The organism is Nocardioides solisilvae, assembly GCF_003194625.1.
In the GTDB taxonomy this organism is placed as follows: domain Bacteria; phylum Actinomycetota; class Actinomycetes; order Propionibacteriales; family Nocardioidaceae; genus Nocardioides; species Nocardioides solisilvae.
This window is the reverse complement of sequence record NZ_QHKX01000001.1, coordinates 193,420-213,274: the sequence shown is the minus strand read 5'-3', so window position 1 is coordinate 213,274 and position 19,855 is coordinate 193,420. Positions and strand designations below refer to the sequence as shown.

The window sequence follows — 19,855 nt, the reverse complement described above, 5'->3', positions numbered from 1 at the left end:
CGGCATTTGCGCCCGCATTGCTCCCGCATTGCCGGCCATTCCGGCGCATTGCCGCCGATATTCCTTGACGTGCAATTGTCGGGGAATTGTCTCGTGTGGCAGGGTGAGTTCCGGCACCCGGCCAGGGGAAAGGGCGACCAGCCTTTCGGGTGTCGATTCCCTATCCCGTTGCGGACCGCGTTGGTCCGACTCAGCAGAGGAATTGAATTCGTGGCCCAGAAGGTGAACATCGTGCTCGTCGACGACCTCGACGGGAGCGAGGCGACCGAGACGGTCAGCTTCGCGCTGGACGGCACCGCCTACGAGATCGACCTGAACGACCAGAACGCCGCCGCGCTGCGCGAGGCGCTGGCCGGCTTCGTGGGCCACGCCCGCAAGGTGACCGGCGGGCGGCGGGGCGCCACCCGGCGCACCTCGACCGGCTCCGGCGGCTCCGGCTCCGGCGGCCCCAGCGCCGCCGACATCCGGGCCTGGGCCAAGGAGAACGGCTACGACCTCTCCGAGCGCGGACGCGTCCCCGCCGAGGTGCGGCAGGCGTACGACGCCGCCCACTGAGCCTGGGCACGGCCCACGCCACGACCCACGCCACGGCCGCCGGCCGGGCGGCCACGAGGCCGCCCCGGCCGGCGGCTGTTCGCTGTCAGCGGACCGCGTGGGCCCCGTCACCGGGAACACGTAGGCTGTCGGAGGAGTTGGAACCCGTGTCCGCACTCCTGCTGCGCCGACCCCGTGTCGGGTACGCCGGGGACGACACACGACGTACCACCTGTGCACACTGCTGAGAATCGAGGCGCACATGTTCGAGCGGTTCACCGACCGTGCCCGACGAGTTGTCGTGCTGGCCCAGGAAGAGGCCCGCATGCTCTCCCACAACTACATCGGGACCGAGCACATCCTGCTCGGCCTCATCCACGAGGGCGAGGGCGTCGCGGCCAAGGCGCTGGAGTCCCTCGACATCTCGCTGGAGGCCGTCCGCGCCCAGGTCGAGGAGATCATCGGCCAGGGCCAGCAGGCGCCCTCGGGCCACATCCCGTTCACGCCGCGCGCCAAGAAGGTCCTCGAGCTCTCGCTGCGCGAGGCGCTGCAGCTCGGCCACTCCTACATCGGCACCGAGCACATCCTGCTCGGGCTGATCCGGGAGGGCGAGGGCGTGGCCGCCCAGGTCCTGCAGAAGCTCGGCGCCGACCTCAACCGGGTGCGCCAGCAGGTCATCCAGCTGCTCTCGGGCTTCCAGGGCAAGGAGTCGGCCGGCGCCGCGACGGGCTCCGGCACCAGCGGCAGCGAGGCGCCGTCCTCGTCGCTGGTCCTCGACCAGTTCGGCCGCAACCTGACCCAGGCCGCCCGCGAGGGCAAGCTCGACCCGGTGATCGGGCGCGAGCAGGAGATCGAGCGGGTCATGCAGATCCTCTCGCGGCGCACGAAGAACAACCCGGTCCTGATCGGCGAGCCCGGCGTCGGCAAGACGACGATCGTCGAGGGCCTGGCCCAGGACATCGTCAAGGGCAACGTGCCCGAGACGCTGAAGGACAAGCAGATCTACACCCTCGACCTCGGCGCCCTCGTCGCCGGCAGCCGCTACCGCGGCGACTTCGAGGAGCGCCTCAAGAAGGTGCTGAAGGAGATCCGCACCCGCGGCGACATCGTCCTGTTCATCGACGAGATCCACACCCTCGTGGGTGCGGGTGCCGCCGAGGGCGCCATCGACGCCGCCAGCATCCTCAAGCCGATGCTGGCCCGCGGCGAGCTGCAGACGATCGGCGCGACCACCCTCGACGAGTACCGCAAGTACCTCGAGAAGGACGCCGCGCTCGAGCGCCGCTTCCAGCCGATCCAGGTCGCCGAGCCCTCGATCGCGCACACCATCGAGATGCTCAAGGGGCTGCGCGACCGCTACGAGGCCCACCACCGCGTCACCATCACCGACGAGGCGCTGGTCTCCGCGGCCACCCTCGCCGACCGCTACATCTCCGACCGGTTCCTCCCCGACAAGGCGATCGACCTGATCGACGAGGCCGGCTCCCGCCTGCGGATCCGCCGGATGACCGCGCCGCCGGACCTGCGGGCCTTCGACGAGCAGATCGCCGAGGTGCGCCAGCGCAAGGAGGGCGCCATCGACGGGCAGGACTTCGAGGCCGCTGCCCGCCTGCGCGACGAGGAGAAGCAGCTCATCGCCAAGAAGGCCGAGCGCGAGAAGCAGTGGCGCGCGGGCGACATGGACGAGATCGCCGAGGTCGACGAGGAGCTGATCGCCGAGGTGCTCGCCGTGGCGACCGGCATCCCGATCGTCAAGCTGTCCGAGGAGGAGTCCAGCCGCCTGCTCAAGATGGAGGACGAGCTCCACAAGCGGGTCATCGGCCAGGAGGAGGCCGTCAAGGCCCTCTCCCGCGCCATCCGGCGCACCAGGGCCGGGCTCAAGGACCCGAAGCGTCCCGGCGGGTCGTTCATCTTCGCCGGCCCCTCGGGCGTCGGCAAGACGTGGCTCTCCAAGACGCTGGCCGAGTTCCTCTTCGGCGACGAGGACGCCCTCATCCAGCTCGACATGTCGGAGTTCTCCGAGAAGCACACCGTCTCGCGGCTCTTCGGCTCGCCCCCCGGCTACGTGGGCTACGAGGAGGGCGGCCAGCTGACCGAGAAGGTGCGGCGCAAGCCGTTCTCGGTGGTCCTCTTCGACGAGGTCGAGAAGGCGCACCCCGACATCTTCAACTCGCTGCTCCAGATCCTGGAGGAGGGTCGCCTGACCGATTCCCAGGGCCGGGTCGTCGACTTCAAGAACACCGTCATCATCATGACGACCAACCTCGGCACGCGGGACATCGCCAAGTCGGTCAACCTGGGCTTCTCCCAGGTCGGCGACGCGGCGGGCTCCTACGACCGGATGAAGAGCAAGGTGTCCGAGGAGCTCAAGCAGCACTTCCGGCCCGAGTTCCTCAACCGCGTCGACGAGATCATCGTCTTCCCGCCGCTGTCGCAGGAGCAGATCGTGGCGATGGTCGACAACATGATCGACGCCGTCGAGAAGCGCCTGAAGGACCGCGACATGCAGCTCGAGCTGACCCAGGCGGCCAAGAACCTCCTGGCGACCCGGGGCTTCGACCCCGTGCTCGGCGCCCGTCCGCTGCGCCGGACCGTGCAGCGCGAGATCGAGGACACCCTCGCCGAGAAGATGCTCTTCGGCGAGATCGGCCCCGGTCAGATCGTGCTGGTCGACGTCGAGGGCGAGGGTCCCTCCGCGACCTTCACGTTCGAGGGCCAGAAGGTCAACGCGCTGCCCGACATGCCGCCGCTCGAGACGGTGGTCGAGGGCCCGATCGGCGAGGGGCCCGACGACTCTGCCGGCCCGGTCGACGTCCCCCGCTCGTCGGAGGACTGAGCCCCGGCTCCACCCGCAGCACGCCAGCGACGGCCCGGTCGACCTCACGGTCGGCCGGGCCGTCGCTGCGCGTGTGCACCGGCTCCGTTCCAGCCGGTCTCATTCCTTGATCAGCGCCCTTATCAAGGTGGTTTCGGTTCTGCTTGCATGTCCGCCGCCTCTCAGTGTCTCGGGGGGTCATCGGCGGGTTCGGGCGCGCTGACCTTTGTCCTGTGCTGCCCTTTTCCGCCGTTCCGACGGGTCCTGTTCCATGGACCCGCACGTGCAGCAGGCGACAGGGGGTGAATTCCATGACGAAGGTTTCCGACAAGCAGATCGACGCGCGCACCGCGGCGATGGCGCGCATCTGACGCGCACGTGCGGCCCGCCTCCCCGGAGGCGGGCCGCCACCACCGCGGCGCCACTCGGCCGCCGCCCAGCACTTGATCGTCTCGGGGGAATGATGTGTGGAACCGTCGGCCTGTTCGCCGGATGTCCGCTGGCGGACGTGTGCCCGAAGGACCTGCTGCGCGGGACGGGAGCCGTCACGCCTGACGACGCCGACTACGCGAGCGCGTTCGAGGCGTGGGACCGCCAGGCATCGGTGCGCACCGCGCCGCGGCGGGTCGTCGCCGACGGGTTCAGCATCCTCCAGGCCTTCCCCGCCGAGCTGACCCCGTTGCTGCGCAGCGAGGCCCTGGCCACCCTGGCGCCGGAGGCGGCTGGCCACCTCAAGGTCCAGCAGCTGTACCGCTTCCTCGACTTCACCGCGAAGCTCGAGCACCTCGTCGTCAACCGGACCGCGCTCCGGATCGCCCACGGCAGCCTCGGGCTGGCACTGCCCGAGCCGATGGTCTTCGACGCCTACCGGATCAGCGTCGACGAGGCGTACCACGCGCTCTTCTCGGCGGACCTGGTCCGCCAGGTGCACCGGGCGTCCGGCGTCGCCCCCGAGCTCCCGGAGCGCCCCGTCTTCCTGCAGCGCCTCACCGGCCTGATGGAGGCCCATCCCGAGCGCCGGGCGCTCGTGGAGCTCCTCTTCGTCATCGTGAGCGAGACCCTGATCACCGGCAACCTCGGCGACGTCGGTCGTGCGGACCACGTCGACGCGGCGGTCGCCCAGACGATGAAGGACCACGCCCGCGACGAGGGCCGGCACCACGCCTACTTCGCCACCCTCGCCCAGCACCTCTGGGCCCAGATGTCGGCCGGCGACCGGCGCTTCTCGACCGCGGTCCTGCCCGACCTGATCGCGGCGTTCACCGCGCCGGAGGTCGAGGCCTCCCGCCGGGACCTGGAGGCGCTCGGCCTCCGGCCCGGGGTCGTCGACGACGTCCTGTCCGAGGTCTTCTCCGAGGAGGCGGTGCGAGCCTCGGCGCGCGGCTCCGCCCGCCGGACGATCGACCTGTTCCTGCGCCTGGGCGCCGCCCAGTACGGCGACGAGCGGCTCACCGCCCACGCCGATGCCCGTGCCGACGTGGCCGTGGCCACCTGACGAGCTGATCGAGAGAAACGGAGCTGCCATGTGCGGAATGGTCGGACTGTGCCGCGTGGGCGGTCGCACCACCGAGGCGGACCGCGAGTCCGTCCGACGGATGAACGCGGCGGTCCTGCACCGCGGACCCGACGAGACGGTCCACTACGACGACGAGTGCTCCAGCCTGGGGTTCCAGCGCCTCTCACTGCTCGCCCCGGCCGACGGGCGCCAGCCCTTCGTGCACCGGGAGGGCGAGGTCGTCCTCATGGTCAACGGGGAGGTCTACAACCACCGGGAGCTCGAGGAGCGGCTCCGGGGCAGGCACACCTTCGCGACGAGCTCGGACTGCGAGGTGCTGCTCCACGGCTACCTCGACGAGGGGCTCGCGTTCCTCGAGCGGGTCAGGGGGATGTACTCCTTCGCCCTGCTCGACAACCGCCGACGCGAGCTCGTGATGGGCCGGGACCGGTTCGGGATCAAGCCGTTGTACTACCACCGCGACGAGCAGCGGGTGGTCTTCGGCTCGGAGATCAAGTCCCTCTTCCACGAGGGCCGGACCCCGCGGCGCCTCGACTGGCACGGCGCCCTGCGCGACCCGGCGCTGAACCTCGACCTGACGCTGGTGTCGGGCCGGGTCAACACGTGGTTCGAGGACATCCACGTCGTCCCCGCGGCGCACACGGTCACCATCGACCTCGACACGGGGGAGGAGACCGTGCGCCGCTACTGGGACGTGGACGTCGCGGCAGACCTCTCCGACGCCTCCGAGGAGGAGATCGTGGTGGCGTACCGCGACCTCCTGGAGTCCTCGGTCCGCGACTGCCTCACGGCCGACTGCGAGGTCGGGCTGCTGCTCAGCGGTGGGATCGACTCCGCCGCCGTCGCGGCCTTCTCGCAGGGCAGCGGCATCCACACGTTCACGGCGCTGACCGGGAGCACGGTGGTCAACGGGGACGCCGAGTACTCCCACCGGACGGCGGCGTTCGCCGGCCTGCCCAACCACCAGATCCTCTTCGACACCGAGCGCGTGCCGAGCGGTGACGAGTGGCGCGCGCTGCTCTGGCTGCTGGAGACGCCGCAGGCCAGCCCGGAGCACTTCTACAAGTACCAGCTGCACCGCTTCGCGCGTGCCACCCGCCCCCGCCTCAAGGCGATGATGCTGGGGCAGGCCTCCGACGAGTTCAACGGTGGCTACTCCAAGAAGCTGTCCGCGGGCGGAGGGTGGGCCGGGTTCCTCTCGACCCTCGACGACATGGCTCGTGCGACCTACCTGCGGGAGCACCCCCAGCTGCGACCCTGGTACGACCCGCGGCACGGCGACCTGCTGACGCCGGCCGTGAGCGGGGACGTGTACCGCCAGTTCGTGCGGTGGAAGACCCACGACATCGAGCAGTACAACACCTGGCACGAGGACCGCACCGCCGCCGGCAACAGCATCGAGGCCCGGGTGCCGTTCCTCGACCACCGGATCGTCGAGCTGACCAACGGGGTCCCGGTCGAGATGCGGGAGAGCCTCTTCTGGGACAAGGCCATCCTGCGTCGCGGCCTCGAGTCCGTGCTGCCGCCCGACATCGTCGCGCGGCCGAAGGTGAGCTTCTACTACGACGACCGGGGCTACAACAACCAGCGGGCGTTCGTGCGGATGCTCTGCGTCGACCGGCGGGCCCTCCTCGAGGACGCCCTCAGCGCCCCGGGGGCGAAGGAGCTGGTCGACCGCGACGCCCTGTGGGGCGTCGTGACGGCGCTGCAGTCCGACCCGTCGCTGGCCTCGCTCGAGTACGTCCTCGCCGTCGTCAACCTGGGGCTGCTCGAGAACCTCGTCGCCGAGCTGCCGTCCGTCTCCTTCGACCCGCACCGGGTCGAGGTCGAGGAGGAGCTCGTCGTCGACGTCTGGGAGGAGAGCGAGGCGGCCATCGCGGAGCGGGTGTTCGAGGCGGCCCCGGTCGGCCCGGCGACGCGGATGCGCCTGGTCGGGGGCCTCCGCTTCCTCAGCGACTCGTCGGCCCCCGACGTACGGCTCCTGGCCGTCGACGGGGTGGTCGCCTACACGTTCGACGACGAGGAGTCCGCGCTCTGGGTCGACGTGCTGCAGTCGTTCCGGGCGGAGACCAGCGCCGACGAGGTGGCCGGGGCGCTGGGCGCCGATCCCGTGCGCGTCCTCGAGATGGCCACGACCGCCCACGGGGAGGGCCTGCTCGAGGTGTCCGGGCAATGACGGCGGACTGCCTGTTCTGCGGGATCGTCCGGGGGGAGGTCGAGGCCTCGTTCGTGCACCGGGACGAGCAGGTGGTGGCGTTCCTCGACGTGCACCCGGTCCGTCCGGGGCACCTCCTGGTCGCGCCGGTCGCCCACCACGCGGGAGTCACCGACCTGCCGGAGGGGACCGGGGCCCACCTGTGGTCCGTGGCCCGTCGGTTGGCGGTCCTGGTCGCCCGGCTCCCCGGGACGGAGGGGATCAACCTCCTGATGTCGCAGGGGACGGCGGCCCAGCAGTCGGTCCCGCACTCCCACCTCCACGTGATCCCCCGGGCCCCGGAGGACGGCATGACCCTGGCGTCCCCGCCCCGGCCCTACGACCGCACGGCGCTCGACGAGGTGGCGGCGCAGCTGCGCCACTCCTGGAAGGAGGGGTCGTGACGGCCACCGCCGACGCCTCGCCCCGGGGCACGACCGAGGGCTCGGCGGCGATCTTCTGGCGGTTCTGGTCCGCCCTCACGCTGAGCCGCACGGGTACGGCGGTCAGCGCGATCGCCATCCCGTTGGTCGCGGTGACGGTGCTGGACGCCTCGGCGCTGGAGCTCGGGCTCATCGCGGCCTCCGCCAACGTCGCGTGGCTCGTGCTGGGGCTCCCCGCCGGGGTCATCGTGCAGCGCTTCCCCCTCCGGGGCGGCCAGGTCGCCATGGACCTGGCCCGAGCGGCCGCGATCCTCTCCGTCCCCCTCGCCTGGTGGCTGGCCGAGCTGACCGTGGCCCACCTCGTGGTCGTGGGGCTCGTGGTGAGCCTCTGCGACGTGCTCTTCGACGTGGCCACCTGGACCTTCCTGCCTCGGATCGTCGACGACGACGAGCTCCAGCGGCGCAACAGCCTGATGTCCGGCACCGACGCCGTGACCGGCGTCGCGGGCCCGTCGCTGGGCGGACTGCTGGTCTCGGCGCTGGGCGGAGTGGTCGCACTCCTGGTCGACGTCGTCACCTACGTGGCCTCGGCCGTCCTCCTGCGCACCCTCCCTGCCCGGGACAGCGAGCGGCGCGACGAGTGGCCCCCGGTGACGGCCATGATCCGCGAGGGCTGGCGGTTCGTCGCCGGCCACCCCGTGATGGCGCCCCTCACCTGGTCGGCGACCGCCCTCAACTTCGTCTGCGGGGCACACCTGGCACTCTTCCCCGTCTACCTCGTGCGCGAGCTCGACGCGTCGGGCTGGCTCGTCGGGCTCCTGCTGGCGACCGAGGGGGTGGGCGCCCTCGTCGGGGCTGCCCTCGCGACACCCCTGGCCGCCCGCTTCGGCACGGCCCGGATCACGGTCGCGGGCTGCCTCGTGGCTGCGGCCGGCGCGGTCCTGATCCCCTGGGGCGGCTCGTGGGTCGGGATGGCCGTCTTCGCGGTGGGGACCATCGTCTTCACCGCCGGCACGGTGGTCATGAGCATCACCACCCGCACGTACCGGCAGCTGGCGTCGCCGCCGGACCTCCTGTCCCGGGTGATGGCGACGGTCAGGTTCGTCTCGTGGGGCGCCCTCCCCGTGGGGAGCGTGGTGGCCGGTCTGCTCGCCGAGTCCGTCGGCAGCCGTGCCACGCTGCTCGTCCTCGGGCTGGCGGCGTTCGCGGCGCCCGCGTTCCTGGTCCTCTCGCAGGTGCGGGGCCTCCGGGACCTGGAGTCCGGGACCGCAGCCCGGGACGCCTGAGCCGGGACGCCTGAGGCGGGACCCGGGCGCAGGTCAGGGCAGCGCGTACCCGTCGGGACCGGCCGGGACCGCCAGCCCGTCGGCGACCAGGCCGGCGAGGCACCGGCCCCGCTGCACGGGGTCGGGCCAGGCCCGGTCGAGCGCGGAGCGGTGCACCGGGCCGTGCGCCTCGCGCAGCACCGCCAAGAGCCGGCCGCGGCACTGCCGGTCCGTGCCCTCCCACGCTTGGCCGCGGCGCGGGGGACCGTCGTACGCCGGGTGGCCGGCCGCGCGCCAGGCGCAGAGGTCGGCGACGGGGCACTCGCCGCACCGGGGGGCGCGGGCGGTGCAGACCAGGGCGCCGAGCTCCATCACCGCCACCGACCACGTCGCGGCCGTGGGCGGGTCGTCGGGGAGCAGCAGCTCGGCGTCGCGGCGCTCGTGGGCCCGCACCGCGTCGGGCGGGAACTCCGCGCCGCGCAGCACCCGCTGGTGCACCCGGCGCACGTTGGTGTCGAGCACCGCGACGCGGCGGCCGAAGGCGAAGGCCGCGACGGCCGCCGCGGTGTAGTCGCCGACCCCGGGGAGGGCGAGGAGCTCGTCGCGGTCGGCGGGCACCTCCCCGTCGTGCCGCTCGACGATCGCGGTCGCCGCGGCGTGCAGCCGCAGCGCCCGGCGGGGGTAGCCGAGCCGGCCCCACGCCCGCACCGCCTCGCCGGCGGGCTCCTCGGCCAGCGCCGCCGGAGTGGGCCAGCGCTCCAGCCACGCCGCGTGGACGGGCAGCACCCGGACCACCGGCGTCTGCTGCAGCATCAGCTCGGAGACCAGCACGGACCACGGCGACGCCTCGGGCCGCCGCCAGGGCAGGTCGCGGGCGTGCGCGTCGTACCAGGCGAGCACCGGCCCGTGGAGCTGCTCCGCGGGCGGGGCCTCAGCCGCCGAAGACGTCACCGAGGAACCCGCCCGACCCCTTCGAGGAGCCGTCGGTGGGGGCCTGGGGGTCGCCCTCGGACGGCTGGACGACCACGAAGCCCGGGCCGTGGAAGGCGTACTGGAACGCCTCGCCCGTGCCGCCGCGCAGCAGCGACCGCACGTTCATCGAGCTCTGGACCGTCGGCTGCAGGCTGGCCGACCAGCAGACCACGGCGTTCATGTCGACGAACGTCGGCTGCCGGCTGCAGTCGAGGATCAGCGGGGTGCCGTGGCAGGTCAGCGCCACCCGGCCGCGCCCCCGCACGAGGGTGTTGAAGGCGCCGGCGGCGAGCATGCCGGCGCCCTTGACGCGGTGCACGTCGTGCTCGAGGGAGGACTCGAAGGCGAGCAGGCTGGTGCCCGAGATGCTCAGGGCGTCCTGGGGCCCCTCGAGGTCGACGAGGAAGACGTTGCGGCCGCGGTCGGCGAGGAAGACCTCGCCCCGGCCGGTGACGGTCATCAGCGGGGTGTCCTCGCTGGTCACGGCCCGCTTGATCAGCTTGCCCAGCGAGCCGGCCGACTTGTGCTCGAAGGCGACGTCGCCCTGGTAGGCGACCATCGAGCCCTTGGTGGCGACCACCGGCGGGCCGAGCGTGGCCTTGAGGAGGTAGCCGTTCTGGAGCGCCAGCGCCTCGGGGGTGGAGACCTCCTCGTGGACGCGGCTGAAGAGCTCGCTGCGCATGCGCGCAGAGTACGCCGTCCCCCGGTGTGGCACCCACCACTGGGCGCTCCGGGTCGGTACCTTGCGGCCATGTCTGCCTGGACCGCGCCCAAGGGGCCCCTGCCCGCCCGGGTGTACTGGTTCCGCCGGGTCCTCGTGCTGGCGACCGTCTTCGCGCTCACCTTCGGGGTGGCCCGGCTCTTCGCCGGCGACGCCGAGGAGCGGCAGGCCGACGTGCAGGCCACCACCGCCGGCGCGGAGGTCACCCCCGGTCCCGAGGTCGCGGCGTCCGGAGGGGCTGCGCCCGAGCCCGTCCCCGAGCCGACCCCCGAGGCGACCCCCGAGCCGCCGCCGCTGCCGACGCCGAGCGGCCCCTGCACCAACGGCGACGTCGTGGTCACCCCCGCGGTCGGGGCCCCGCGGACCGACGGCAAGGTCGACATGGCGCTGGTGCTCCGCACCCGGGAGACCGAGGCCTGCACCTGGCAGGTGTCGGCCGACACCGTCACGGTCAAGATCAGCTCGGGCAGCGACGACTACTGGTTCAGCAGCCACTGCCCGGCTGCCGTGCCCACCCAGGACGTCGTGCTCTACCGCGAGACGGACACGACGGTGCCGTTCGTGTGGAGCGGGAAGCGCTCGGACCCCGAGTGCTCGCGCTACACCGCCTGGGCGATGCCCGGCTACTACCACGTGATGGCGGCCGCCTTCGAGGGCGAGCCGACCGAGGTCCAGTTCGAGCGGACCGCGGCCTCCATCACCGAGACGCGCGCCGCCGAGCCGCGGCAGCAGGGCGAGGGTGGCGGGAAGAACAAGAAGGACAAGAAGAAGAAGGAGCGGCGGTCGCCGTCGCAGCCGCAGCCGTCGGGCGCGGTCGAGCCGACCCTGCGCGACTGACGGGTCAGACGTACCGCTCGAGGATGCTCGACTCGGCCAGCCGGGAGAGCCCCTCGCGGACGCTGCGGGCCCTCAGCTCGCCCACGCCGTCGACCACCTGGAGGTCGTCGATCCCGGCCGACAGCAGCTGCTGGAGGCCGCCGAAGTGCTCGACCAGGCGGTCGACGACGGGCGCCGGCAGCCGCGGCACCTTGGCCAGGAGGCGATAGCCGCGGGGGGCCACGGCGCCGTCGAGGTGGTCGCCGGTCGTGAGGTTGAGCGCCTTGGCCACCGCGGCCGGGTCGACCAGCTCGGTGGGGGAGAGCAGGCCCAGGTCGTCGAGGAGCGCCTCGGGCGACTTGGTCTTGCCGCTCGGCAGGTAGTCGCGGATCACCAGCTGGCGGTCGGCGTCGACCCCCGTGACCAGCTCCTCGAGCTGGAGGGAGAGCAGCCGGCCGTCGGTGCCGAGCTCGAGGACGTAGTCCTCGATCTCCCGGGCGATCCGGGTCACCATCTCGAGCCGTTGGGCGACGACCGCGACGTCGCGCACGGTGACGAGGTCCTCGATCTCGAGGGCGGAGAGCGTGGAGGAGACCTCGTCGAGGCGCAGCTTGTAGCGCTCCAGGGTGGCGAGCGCCTGGTTGGCCCGGGAGAGGATCTGCCCGGAGTCCTCGAGGACGTAGCGGGTCTCCCCGACGTAGACCGCGATGATCTGCATCGACTGGGAGACCGAGATGACCGGGAAGCCGGTCTGCCGGGCCACCCGGTCGGCCGTGCGGTGCCGGGTGCCGGTCTCCTCGGAGTAGATCGTGTGGTCGGGCATCAGGTGGACCGCGGCCCGGTGGATCCGGGTGACGTCCTTGTCGACGATGATGCCGCCGTCCATCTTGGCGAGCTCGCGCAGCCCGGTCGCCGTGAAGGGGACGTCGAGGGTGAAGCCGCCGGTGGAGATGGAGTCCACCAACTTGTCGTGGCCGAGCACGATGAGGGCGCCGGTGCGGCCGCGCAGGATCCGCTCCAGGCCGTCGCGCAGGTGGGTCCCGGGAGCGATCGAGGCCAGGGTCGCCCGCAGGCGCAGGCTCTCGTCGCTGCGCTCGATACCGACCAAGGCATCCTCCGTCCACACGTCCAGCCACGCACGTCCAGCCCCTGAACGCCGGTGGCGGCAGCGCTCCGCGGGTCAGTCTATGGGACGCAGCGCGCGGGCGCGGGTCTTGGTGATCCGCAGCAGGCCCAGGGCCGTGGCGACGTCGCCGACGTCGAGCACCTGCATGCCGTCGACGGTCCATGACTCCGGGGAGCGAGGGCCCGGGGGGCGGTGGCGCTCGCTGGGGACGACGGCGACTTTGAACCCCAGGCGTGCCGCCTCCGAGAGCCGTTGCGGCAGGTCGCGGACCCGGCGCAGCTCGCCGGCGAGCCCGATCTCGCCCATCGCCACCACCCCGGTGGGCGCGGGGATCCCGAACGTCGCCCCGGCCAGCGCGACCGCGATCGCGAGGTCGCTGGCCGGTTCGTGGACCCGGGCCCCGCCCACGGTCGAGACGAAGACGTCCATGTTGTGCAGCCGGATCCCGCAGTGCTGCTGCAGCACGGCGAGCACCATGGAGACGCGCGAGGAGTCGACGCCCGAGGTGGTGCGGCGCGGTCGCTCGGCGGGGGTGGGGGCGACCAGCGCCTGCACCTCGGCCAGCATCGGCCGCCTGCCCTCCATCGTCACCGCCACGCACGTGCCCGGGACCTGCTTGGAGTGGTGCTCGACGAAGAGCCCCGTGGGGTCGGCCACCGCCCGGATCCCCTCGGCGGCGAGGTCGAAGCAGCCGACCTCGTCGACCGGCCCGAACCGGTTCTTCATCGCCCGCACCATCCGGAAGCGCGAGTTGCGGTCGCCCTCGAAGTGGAGCACCACGTCGACGACGTGCTCCAGCACGCGGGGCCCGGCGATCGAGCCGTCCTTGGTCACGTGGCCGACGATCACCGTGGTGATGTTGCGCGTCTTGGCGACCCGCACCAGCGCGGCGGCGACCTCCTTGACCTGGCTCACCCCGCCGGGGACGCCGTCGACGCCGGGGGCGCCGATGGTCTGGATCGAGTCGACCACGATGAGGGTGGGCTTGACCTGCTCGATGTGGCTGAGCACCGCGCCCAGGTCGGTCTCGGCCGCGAGGTAGAGCTCGTCGTGGACCGCGTCGGTGCGGTCGGCCCGGAGCCGCACCTGGGAGGCCGACTCCTCGCCGGTGATGTAGAGCGTGCGGTGGCGCAGCCGGGCCGTCTGGGCGGCCACCTCCAGGAGCAGCGTGGACTTGCCGACCCCGGGCTCGCCGGCCAGCAGAATCGCCGCCCCGGGGACCAGCCCGCCGCCCAGCACCCGGTCGAGCTCGGCCACGCCGCTGGAGCGGAACGCCGACTCCTCGACCGAGACCTGGCCGATCGGCACCGCCGGGGTGCTGACCGGGGTCGCCTGGGTGCGCCCCGCCGGGACGGCCGCGGCCTCGGCGACGGACCCCCAGGCCTGGCACTCCCCGCAGCGACCCACCCACTTGGCGGTCTCCCACCCGCACTCGGAGCAGCGGTAGGCGGGGCGGCTGCGGACTCCTCGACTCATGGGGACGACGCTAGGCCACGCCGCCGACAGTCCCGACGGTCCCGTCCGGGCCGGGCCCGGTGCCGGTCCTGGCGCGAGCGCCTATGCTGCACGGATCGACGGTTGGATCGATACAAGCCAGCGCACGTGGCCAGGACGAGGGGGGTGCACCGTGCCGGTCAACCCGCCCACCCTCGCCGACGTCGCGGAGCGGGCCGGGGTCTCCCGGCAGACGGTCTCCAACGCCCTCAACAACCCCCACCTGCTGCGGCCCGAGACGCTGGAGCGGGTCCGCGCGGTCGTGGACGAGCTCGGCTACTCGCCCAACCGCGCCGCCCGCAACCTGCGCACCCGGCACTCCCACCTGGTGGGCCTCCGGTTCACCCCGGCCCAGGAGGGGACGGCCAACGCGCTGATGGACCGCTTCCTGCACAAGCTGGTGGCGACCTCGGCCCTGCACGGCTACCACGTCCTGCTCTTCTCCGACGACGACACCGAGCCCCTGCAGGCCTACGACGACCTGCTCCGCTCCACGGCGGTCGACGCCTTCGTCGTCACCGACACCTACCTGGGCGCGCCGCAGGCCGCCTTCCTCACCCAGCAGCGCGCCCCCTTCGTGGCGTTCGGCCGCCCGTGGGAGGACCCGTCGGCCACCCACGCCTGGGTGGACGTCGACGGCGCCGCCGGCACCGCCCTGGCCACCGACCACCTGCTCGACCGCGGCCACACCCGGGTCGCCTGGATCGGCTGGCGCAAGGACCTGTTCATCGGGGAGGACCGCCGCTCCGGCTGGGTGCGGGCGATGCGCGCCCGCGGCCTCCCCACCACCGGGCTGGCGTCCCGGGTCGAGGACACCGTGGCCAGCGGTCGCGAGGCGGCCGCGGTGCTGCTCGCCGAGGCGGCCCCGACGGCGTTCGTCTGCGCCTCCGACACGCTCGCGATGGGCGTGCTGCAGCTGCTCGCCGAGCGCGGCCTGGTCGCGGGCCGCGACGTGGCGGTGGTCGGCTTCGACGACTCCCAGGTCGCCCAGGTCGTCCCCGGCGGCCTCACCTCGGTGCGCCCGCCGCTGGAGCAGGTCGCGGTGGAAGTGGTCACGGCGCTGCGCCGGGTGCTCAGCACGCCGCCGCGGGCCAACACCGGGGTGCTGCTCTCGCCGACGCTCGAGGTCCGCGGCTCGGGCTGAGCGCCGAGAGCTTGTAGCCGAGCGTCAACCGGTACGGCGCCGGCGACGTCTTGTCTGGTGAGGGGCGACGCCCGCCCCGGGACGTGAGGGGGACGGGTGGACCGGGACGCGGACTTCGTGGCCTTCGTGGAGGCGGGTCCGGCACGCCGGCGCCCAGGAGTCCTACGTGCGCACGACCATGTCGCGGGCGGCGATCGACGCGGCGCGGTGGCGTGGCCGCCGCCCGGAGACCCTGGTCGACGAGCTCCCCGCGGGCGGTGACCCGCGTCGAGCGGTCCCCGACGCGTCCGTGGCCGTCGACGACCGCGAGTCGCTGTGGCCGGTGCTGGCCTCCCTGGCGCCGCGGCAGCGCGCCGTCCTGGTGCTCCGCTACTACGAGGACCTCTCCGAGGCCGAGATCGCCCGCACCCTCGGCTGCAGCCGCGGCACCGTGAAGGCGCAGGCGTCCCGCGGCCTGGCCGCCCTGCGCGCCGCGCTCGACGAGCCCGCCCGCACCGCCAGCACCGCCCACCCCGTCGAGCAGGAGGCGCAATGACCGACCAGCTGGAGCTCCGGCTCGCGGCGTGGCCGCGGCCTCGGTGATGCCGTCCCTGCGGGAGGTGCAGGAGCCGGCGGTGACCGACCCGCTCGCGGCGCAGCTGGCCTGGGCCCGCTCCCTGCCGCCGGGTCCCGAGCCGCGTCTCCCGGCCTGGACGGGGGAGGGGCTGCGCGACGGCGACCGGGTGGTGCCTGTCCCGGCGTCGGTGGAGCGCAGCATGCCGCCCGTCCGGGTCGGCGCGGAGCGCTGGGTGGTGCTCACCCGGGCCCCCTTCGGGACGGTCGCGCCTGCGATCCTCGACGCCGGCGGAGGGCTCGACCCGTTGCCCCGGGCGCGGGGCACCCTCCGTTCCGGCATCCGGGTCCCCGAGGTCCACGTGTCGCCCGACGGCGCGCGGGTGGCGTACGGCGTGCTGGCGGTCGACCTCGCCACCGGCGCGACGACGGAGCTGCCGCACGTTCCCCGGGAGCTGCTGGGCTGGACCGACGAGGGGCTGGTCTACGAGGGCGACCCCTTCCGGCGCGGTGCGGGCACCACGTGGCTGCTGCGCCCCGACGGGTCGACCGTGCGGCTCGACGGGCCTGACGACGACGTGCGGGCCCTCGGGCGCGGCGCGGCCGGGTTCGCGCTCTCCTGGGCGTACGGCGACGACGGCGCCTGCGTCACCGTGCACCGGCTCGCCGGCGCGGCGTGGGAGGAGGAGGACGGGTCCTGCCCCGGCACCCACCTCGGCGAGGTGCTCGACCTCTCGCCCGACGGCCGCTGGCTGCTCACCGACGGGCTCCCGCGGGTGTGGGACGCGCAGGAGGGCCGGTGGGCGTCGCTCGACGTGCCCGGGGAGGCCTTCGCCGACACGGGGTGGCGGGCCGAGGTGGGGTGGGAGGACGCGTTCTCCTTCCTGCTGCCGGTCCTCGACCGCCGGCCCGAGACGGGCGGGTACGCGTCGGGCGAGGACGCCGAGACGGTCACCGCCACCGTCCAGGTGGTCCGCTGCACGGTGACCACCGGGGCGTGCGAGCGCGCGGGGGAGGAGCGACGTACGGCGTACCGCCAGGCCTGGTTCCTCGACCCGGCGGTCGGCTTCGCGCCCTACTGACACGGCCGGCGCCCCGGCTCAGGCCGAGCGCCACCACACGTTGACGGCGTAGTCGACCTCGGTGCCGCCGCCCGCCGCCCGCCACTCGGCCAGCACGGACTCGGCGACGGCGGTGGGGAGCTCGATCCGCACGACCGCCTCGAGGTCCTCGACCGAGTCGAAGGCCCACCGGGTGAGCACGGGCTCGCGGGTCCAGCCGTGGCGGGACCAGAAGCGCTCCACCGCGTCGGGGTCGACCTCGGGGAAGCCCCGCCGGAACCAGCCGCCGAACGTCGACCGGGTCCCGTCGTTGTCGACGACGAAGGCCGTGCCGCCGCGGCGCAGCACCCGGTCGAGCTCGGCCAGCCCGGGCTCGCAGCCGGGGCCGAAGAAGTAGGCCCAGCGGGCCTGGACGACGTCGACGGAGGCGTCGGGCAGCGGCAGCGCCTGGGCGGTCCCCTCGAGCACGGTGACGTGGGGGAGCCGGCGGGTGCGCCGCCGGGCGAGCGCGGCGAGCGGGGGGTGCGGCTCGACCCCGACCACGGAGGCGGCCCGCTCGGCCCAGCGGGGCAGGTGGAAGCCGGTGCCGCAGCCGACGTCGAGGAAGGTGCGCGCCCGCCAGTCGGCAACCCGCGCCATCGCGGCCTCGACCAGGCCGTCGGGGTCGAAGGCCCGGTTCTCGACCTCGTAGGTGGTCGGGTGGTGCCAGATGTTGGGGCTCGGGGTGGCGCCGTGGCGCCTCGGTGGCCGGGTGATGGGCGGGCGGGTCAGATCCGGACCAGGCCCGCGGGGGTCTGGACCTGGACCGCCATGATCCCGGGGGTGCCGTTGGGGGCGACCCACTCGACCTTGACGTCCTCGAGCGGGGCCTCCACGGTCTCCCCGAGCCACTCGCTGACCCGCTGCGGGTCGCCGGCGATCTCGAGGCAGGCCAGGGAGTAGGTGCCGTCGGCACCCGTGCTCGGGTGGAGCTCGGGGGTGAGCCACTTGATGAAGAACGGCAGCTGCGGGTCGCCGATCAGCCCGTTGACCCCGATCTGCAGCCAGCGCAGCTCGGTGCCGTCGGGGCGGTGCCGGTTGCCGGGCACGGCCTCGCGGCCGAGCCGCTCCTCGACGGCGTCGAGGTCGTCGATGGCGACGACCCAGCCGAGCCAGCCGCCACCGTTGGCCGACCGGGCCTTGACGGCCTGGCCGAAGGGCGCCTTGTCGGAGGCGGGGTGGTCCAGGGCCTCGACGATCTCGAGGTAGGTCCCGCCCGAGAGGGGCAGGACCATGTTGCGGGTGCCGAAGCGAGGGTGCACTCCGCCATCGAGGAACTCACGACCCAGCAGTCCCCCGATGCGCTCAGCCGTGGCGGCCAGTCCGTCGGGACCGGCGGCGTAGGAGATGTGATCCAGGCGCATGTCAAGCATTCTGGCGGGTCGTTTTCCGGCTGCTGCACCGGGGTACCGGTCTCTTGACGTCGAGGTTCTGCGCGGCGTCGTCCGAGCGTGCGCCGGCGCGGTCAGCGCGGGTCTGCGGGGTGCAGGGCCAGCGCCGACCGCGACCGCAGGTGGGCGTCGCAGTGCCGCGCCAGCTCGTCGTACGCCGGCCGGCCCATCAGCTCGACCAGCTCGGCCGCGCTGGTCACGTAGAGCGGCTCCACGGCGACGTGGGCCTCGGTGTTCCCGGAGCAGTACCAGTCGAGGTCGTGCCCGCCCGGGCCCCAGCCGCGACGGTCGTACTCGCCGATCGAGACCTCGGTGTAGGTGGTGCCGTCCTGCCGCTCGACGTCGCGGAAGGTGCGCCGGATCGGCAGCTGCCAGCAGACGTCGGGCTTCGTCTCCAGGGGGTGGCGACCCTGCAGCAGCGCCAGCCCGTGCAGCGCGCAGCCGGCGCCGCCCGCGCCGACGTCCCCGCCCGGCGCGAAGTCGGGTCGGTTGTGGAAGACGCAGGCCTGCTGGCCGGCGTGGACGGCCGTCGCGGTCTTGCGGTCGCCCTCGTCGTCGACCTCGACCCAGTCCTCGTCGCGGACCTCGCGGCCCGGGTGCCGCTGCCACAGCGCGGGGGTGAGCTGCGCGACGTACGCCGCCACCCGCCGCTCGTCGTCGGCGTCGCTGAAGTGCGCGCCGAGCGTGCAGCAGCCGGAGTCGGGGGCGTCGGCGTAGATGCCGCGGCAGCCGCTGCCGAAGATGCAGGTGTAGGCGGAGGTGAGCCAGGTGAGGTCGCAGCGGAAGACCTGGTCGGGGTCGGCGGGGTCGGCGAACTCGACGTACGCGCGGGGGAAGACGAGGTCGACTTCTGGCACGGCGGAAACCCTACGCCCGGTACGTTGGGGCCATGCGGCTCGGCGTCCTCGACATCGGCTCCAACACCGGCCACCTGCTGGTGGTGGACGCGCACGGCGGTGCCGCCCCGCTGCCGGCGGCCAGCCACAAGGAGCCGTTGCGGCTGGCCGAGCACCTCGACGCCTCCGACGCCGTGACCCGGGCCGGCATCGACGCGCTCACCGACTTCACCCGGCACGCGATCGAGTTCGCCGAGGAGAAGGGCTGCGAGGAGATCCTGGCCTTCGCCACCTCCGCGGTCCGCGAGGCCGTCAACACCGACGCCGTCCTCGACCACGTCGCGTCGGCCACCGGCACCCGGATCGAGGTGCTCTCGGGCGAGGACGAGGCGCGGCTGACCTTCCTCGCGGTACGCCGCTGGTTCGGCTGGTCCGCCGGCCGGCTGGCGGTCTTCGACATCGGCGGCGGCTCCCTGGAGATCGCGGCCGGCACCGACGAGGCCCCCGACGTCGCCTGGTCGCTCCCGCTCGGCGCGGCCCGGCTGGCGCGCGACCGGTTCGCCGGCGGCGTCGACGAGGAGTCGGTCCGCGAGCTGCGCCGCTGGGTCCGCACCGAGATCGCCCGGGACGCCGGCGGCCTCCTGCGGGGCGGCACCCCGCACCGGGCCGCGGCGACCTCCAAGACCTTCCGCTCGCTGGCCCGGATCTGCGGGGCCGCCCCTTCGGCCGAGGGGCCCCTGGTGCCGCGGGTGCTGCGCCGGGCCGACCTCGCCGAGTGGCTGCCCAAGCTGGTCGCCGCCCCCACCGAGGAGCTCGCCGACCTGCCGGGGGTCTCCCCGAGCCGCGCCCACCAGATCGTGCCGGGCGCGCTGGTCGCCGAGGCGGCGATGGACATCTTCGACCTCGAGGCGCTGGAGATCTGCCCCTGGGCGCTGCGCGAGGGAGTCATCCTCGAGCGCCTCGACCGGCTCTCGGTGCTGGGCTGAGGACGCCGTC

17 protein-coding genes and 1 pseudogene are annotated in these 19,855 nt (G+C 73.5%); 11 read left to right on the top strand and 7 right to left on the bottom strand.

The genetic code is table 11. The annotated features are described in order from the left end of the window. Nucleotides 1-210: 210 nt before the first annotated feature. The 6 genes from DNK53_RS01075 (at nucleotide 211) to DNK53_RS01050 (ending at nucleotide 8,728) form a co-directional block, all read left to right on the top strand. Nucleotides 211-555, top strand: coding sequence for a histone-like nucleoid-structuring protein Lsr2 (locus tag DNK53_RS01075; protein ID WP_110180477.1), 345 nt, complete (start codon nucleotides 211-213; stop codon nucleotides 553-555). Between the two features lie 241 nt (nucleotides 556-796). Next, a complete protein-coding gene (locus DNK53_RS01070; RefSeq protein ID WP_110180476.1) occupies nucleotides 797-3,370 on the top strand; it encodes an ATP-dependent Clp protease ATP-binding subunit in 2,574 nt (857 codons plus the stop codon). 487 nt (nucleotides 3,371-3,857) lie between these two features. Continuing rightward, entirely contained in the window at nucleotides 3,858-4,844 is a 987-nt protein-coding gene (locus tag DNK53_RS01065) for a diiron oxygenase (protein WP_162599694.1), read from the top strand. Further along, nucleotides 4,813-7,041, top strand: a complete 2,229-nt coding sequence (gene asnB, locus DNK53_RS01060) for an asparagine synthase (glutamine-hydrolyzing) (protein ID WP_110180474.1) — start codon at nucleotides 4,813-4,815, stop codon at nucleotides 7,039-7,041. Before DNK53_RS01065 ends, asnB begins: the two co-directional genes overlap by 32 nt. Continuing rightward, nucleotides 7,038-7,463, top strand: a complete 426-nt coding sequence (locus DNK53_RS01055) for an HIT family protein (RefSeq protein WP_110180473.1) — start codon at nucleotides 7,038-7,040, stop codon at nucleotides 7,461-7,463. Before asnB ends, DNK53_RS01055 begins: the two co-directional genes overlap by 4 nt. Further along, nucleotides 7,460-8,728: an MFS transporter gene (locus DNK53_RS01050; RefSeq protein ID WP_110180472.1), complete on the top strand. Its 1,269-nt coding sequence runs from the start codon at nucleotides 7,460-7,462 to the stop codon at nucleotides 8,726-8,728. Before DNK53_RS01055 ends, DNK53_RS01050 begins: the two co-directional genes overlap by 4 nt. A gap of 33 nt (nucleotides 8,729-8,761) precedes the next feature. Here the strand turns inward: DNK53_RS01050 and DNK53_RS01045 are convergent, their stop codons facing one another. Both DNK53_RS01045 and DNK53_RS01040 read right to left on the bottom strand, forming a co-directional pair. After that, nucleotides 8,762-9,658, bottom strand: coding sequence for an HhH-GPD family protein (locus DNK53_RS01045; protein ID WP_110180471.1), 897 nt, complete (start codon nucleotides 9,656-9,658; stop codon nucleotides 8,762-8,764). Further along, a complete protein-coding gene (locus tag DNK53_RS01040; protein ID WP_110180470.1) occupies nucleotides 9,639-10,361 on the bottom strand; it encodes an AIM24 family protein in 723 nt (240 codons plus the stop codon). The genes DNK53_RS01045 and DNK53_RS01040 overlap by 20 nt, the downstream gene beginning before the upstream one ends. Before the next feature lie 69 nt (nucleotides 10,362-10,430). Here DNK53_RS01040 and DNK53_RS01035 point away from each other — a divergent pair, with 69 nt between their 5' ends. Beyond that, the gene (locus tag DNK53_RS01035; RefSeq protein ID WP_162599692.1) at nucleotides 10,431-11,237 is read left to right on the top strand and encodes a hypothetical protein; all 807 of its coding nucleotides are present in this window, start codon (nucleotides 10,431-10,433) and stop codon (nucleotides 11,235-11,237) included. A gap of 4 nt (nucleotides 11,238-11,241) precedes the next feature. On the opposite strand, the gene disA is transcribed toward DNK53_RS01035, so the two are convergent. Both disA and radA read right to left on the bottom strand, forming a co-directional pair. Next, nucleotides 11,242-12,315: a DNA integrity scanning diadenylate cyclase DisA gene (gene disA / locus DNK53_RS01030; protein ID WP_110181324.1), complete on the bottom strand. Its 1,074-nt coding sequence runs from the start codon at nucleotides 12,313-12,315 to the stop codon at nucleotides 11,242-11,244. 81 nt (nucleotides 12,316-12,396) lie between these two features. Further along, nucleotides 12,397-13,818: a DNA repair protein RadA gene (radA, locus tag DNK53_RS01025; protein WP_110180468.1), complete on the bottom strand. Its 1,422-nt coding sequence runs from the start codon at nucleotides 13,816-13,818 to the stop codon at nucleotides 12,397-12,399. Between the two features lie 151 nt (nucleotides 13,819-13,969). On the opposite strand from radA, the gene DNK53_RS01020 reads away from it, so the two are divergent. From DNK53_RS01020 to DNK53_RS01010, 3 genes and pseudogenes are all read left to right on the top strand, one after another. Then, the gene (locus DNK53_RS01020) at nucleotides 13,970-14,980 is read left to right on the top strand and encodes a LacI family DNA-binding transcriptional regulator (RefSeq protein ID WP_239456299.1); all 1,011 of its coding nucleotides are present in this window, start codon (nucleotides 13,970-13,972) and stop codon (nucleotides 14,978-14,980) included. Between the two features lie 160 nt (nucleotides 14,981-15,140). After that, nucleotides 15,141-15,515: pseudogene (locus tag DNK53_RS01015) on the top strand (sigma-70 family RNA polymerase sigma factor); the annotation flags it as partial. Between the two features lie 79 nt (nucleotides 15,516-15,594). After that, complete coding sequence (locus DNK53_RS01010) at nucleotides 15,595-16,614, top strand: hypothetical protein (protein ID WP_162599691.1); 1,020 nt, start codon at nucleotides 15,595-15,597, stop codon at nucleotides 16,612-16,614. Between the two features lie 18 nt (nucleotides 16,615-16,632). Here the strand turns inward: DNK53_RS01010 and DNK53_RS01005 are convergent, their stop codons facing one another. The 3 genes from DNK53_RS01005 to DNK53_RS00995 all read right to left on the bottom strand — a co-directional run bounded on the left by DNK53_RS01005 (nucleotide 16,633) and on the right by DNK53_RS00995 (nucleotide 18,880). After that, complete coding sequence (locus tag DNK53_RS01005; protein WP_239456297.1) at nucleotides 16,633-17,232, bottom strand: class I SAM-dependent methyltransferase; 600 nt, start codon at nucleotides 17,230-17,232, stop codon at nucleotides 16,633-16,635. A gap of 128 nt (nucleotides 17,233-17,360) precedes the next feature. Next, nucleotides 17,361-17,996, bottom strand: a complete 636-nt coding sequence (locus tag DNK53_RS01000) for a VOC family protein (protein ID WP_110180465.1) — start codon at nucleotides 17,994-17,996, stop codon at nucleotides 17,361-17,363. Nucleotides 17,997-18,097: 101 nt separating this feature from the next. Further along, nucleotides 18,098-18,880 carry a DUF3109 family protein gene (locus tag DNK53_RS00995; protein WP_110180464.1) on the bottom strand — a complete coding sequence of 261 codons (783 nt, stop codon included), beginning with the start codon at nucleotides 18,878-18,880 and terminating at the stop codon, nucleotides 18,098-18,100. 32 nt (nucleotides 18,881-18,912) lie between these two features. On the opposite strand from DNK53_RS00995, the gene DNK53_RS00990 reads away from it, so the two are divergent. Then, the gene (locus DNK53_RS00990) at nucleotides 18,913-19,845 is read left to right on the top strand and encodes a Ppx/GppA family phosphatase (protein WP_110180463.1); all 933 of its coding nucleotides are present in this window, start codon (nucleotides 18,913-18,915) and stop codon (nucleotides 19,843-19,845) included. Nucleotides 19,846-19,855 lie beyond the last annotated feature (10 nt).

Bases quoted from the DNA above. Each gene is read 5' to 3' on its own strand.
- DNK53_RS01035 (WP_162599692.1), top strand. From the start codon at position 10,431: ATGTCTGCCTGGACCGCGCCCAAGGGGCCCCTGCCCGCCCGGGTGTAC.
- DNK53_RS01000 (WP_110180465.1), bottom strand. From the start codon at position 17,996: ATGCGCCTGGATCACATCTCCTACGCCGCCGGTCCCGACGGACTGGCC.
- DNK53_RS01070 (WP_110180476.1), top strand. From the start codon at position 797: ATGTTCGAGCGGTTCACCGACCGTGCCCGACGAGTTGTCGTGCTGGCC.
- asnB (WP_110180474.1), top strand. From the start codon at position 4,813: ATGCCCGTGCCGACGTGGCCGTGGCCACCTGACGAGCTGATCGAGAGA.
- DNK53_RS01040 (WP_110180470.1), bottom strand. From the start codon at position 10,361: ATGCGCAGCGAGCTCTTCAGCCGCGTCCACGAGGAGGTCTCCACCCCC.
- DNK53_RS01055 (WP_110180473.1), top strand. From the start codon at position 7,038: ATGACGGCGGACTGCCTGTTCTGCGGGATCGTCCGGGGGGAGGTCGAG.
- DNK53_RS01005 (WP_239456297.1), bottom strand. From the start codon at position 17,232: ATGGCGCGGGTTGCCGACTGGCGGGCGCGCACCTTCCTCGACGTCGGC.
- DNK53_RS00990 (WP_110180463.1), top strand. From the start codon at position 18,913: ATGCGGCTCGGCGTCCTCGACATCGGCTCCAACACCGGCCACCTGCTG.
- radA (WP_110180468.1), bottom strand. From the start codon at position 13,818: ATGAGTCGAGGAGTCCGCAGCCGCCCCGCCTACCGCTGCTCCGAGTGC.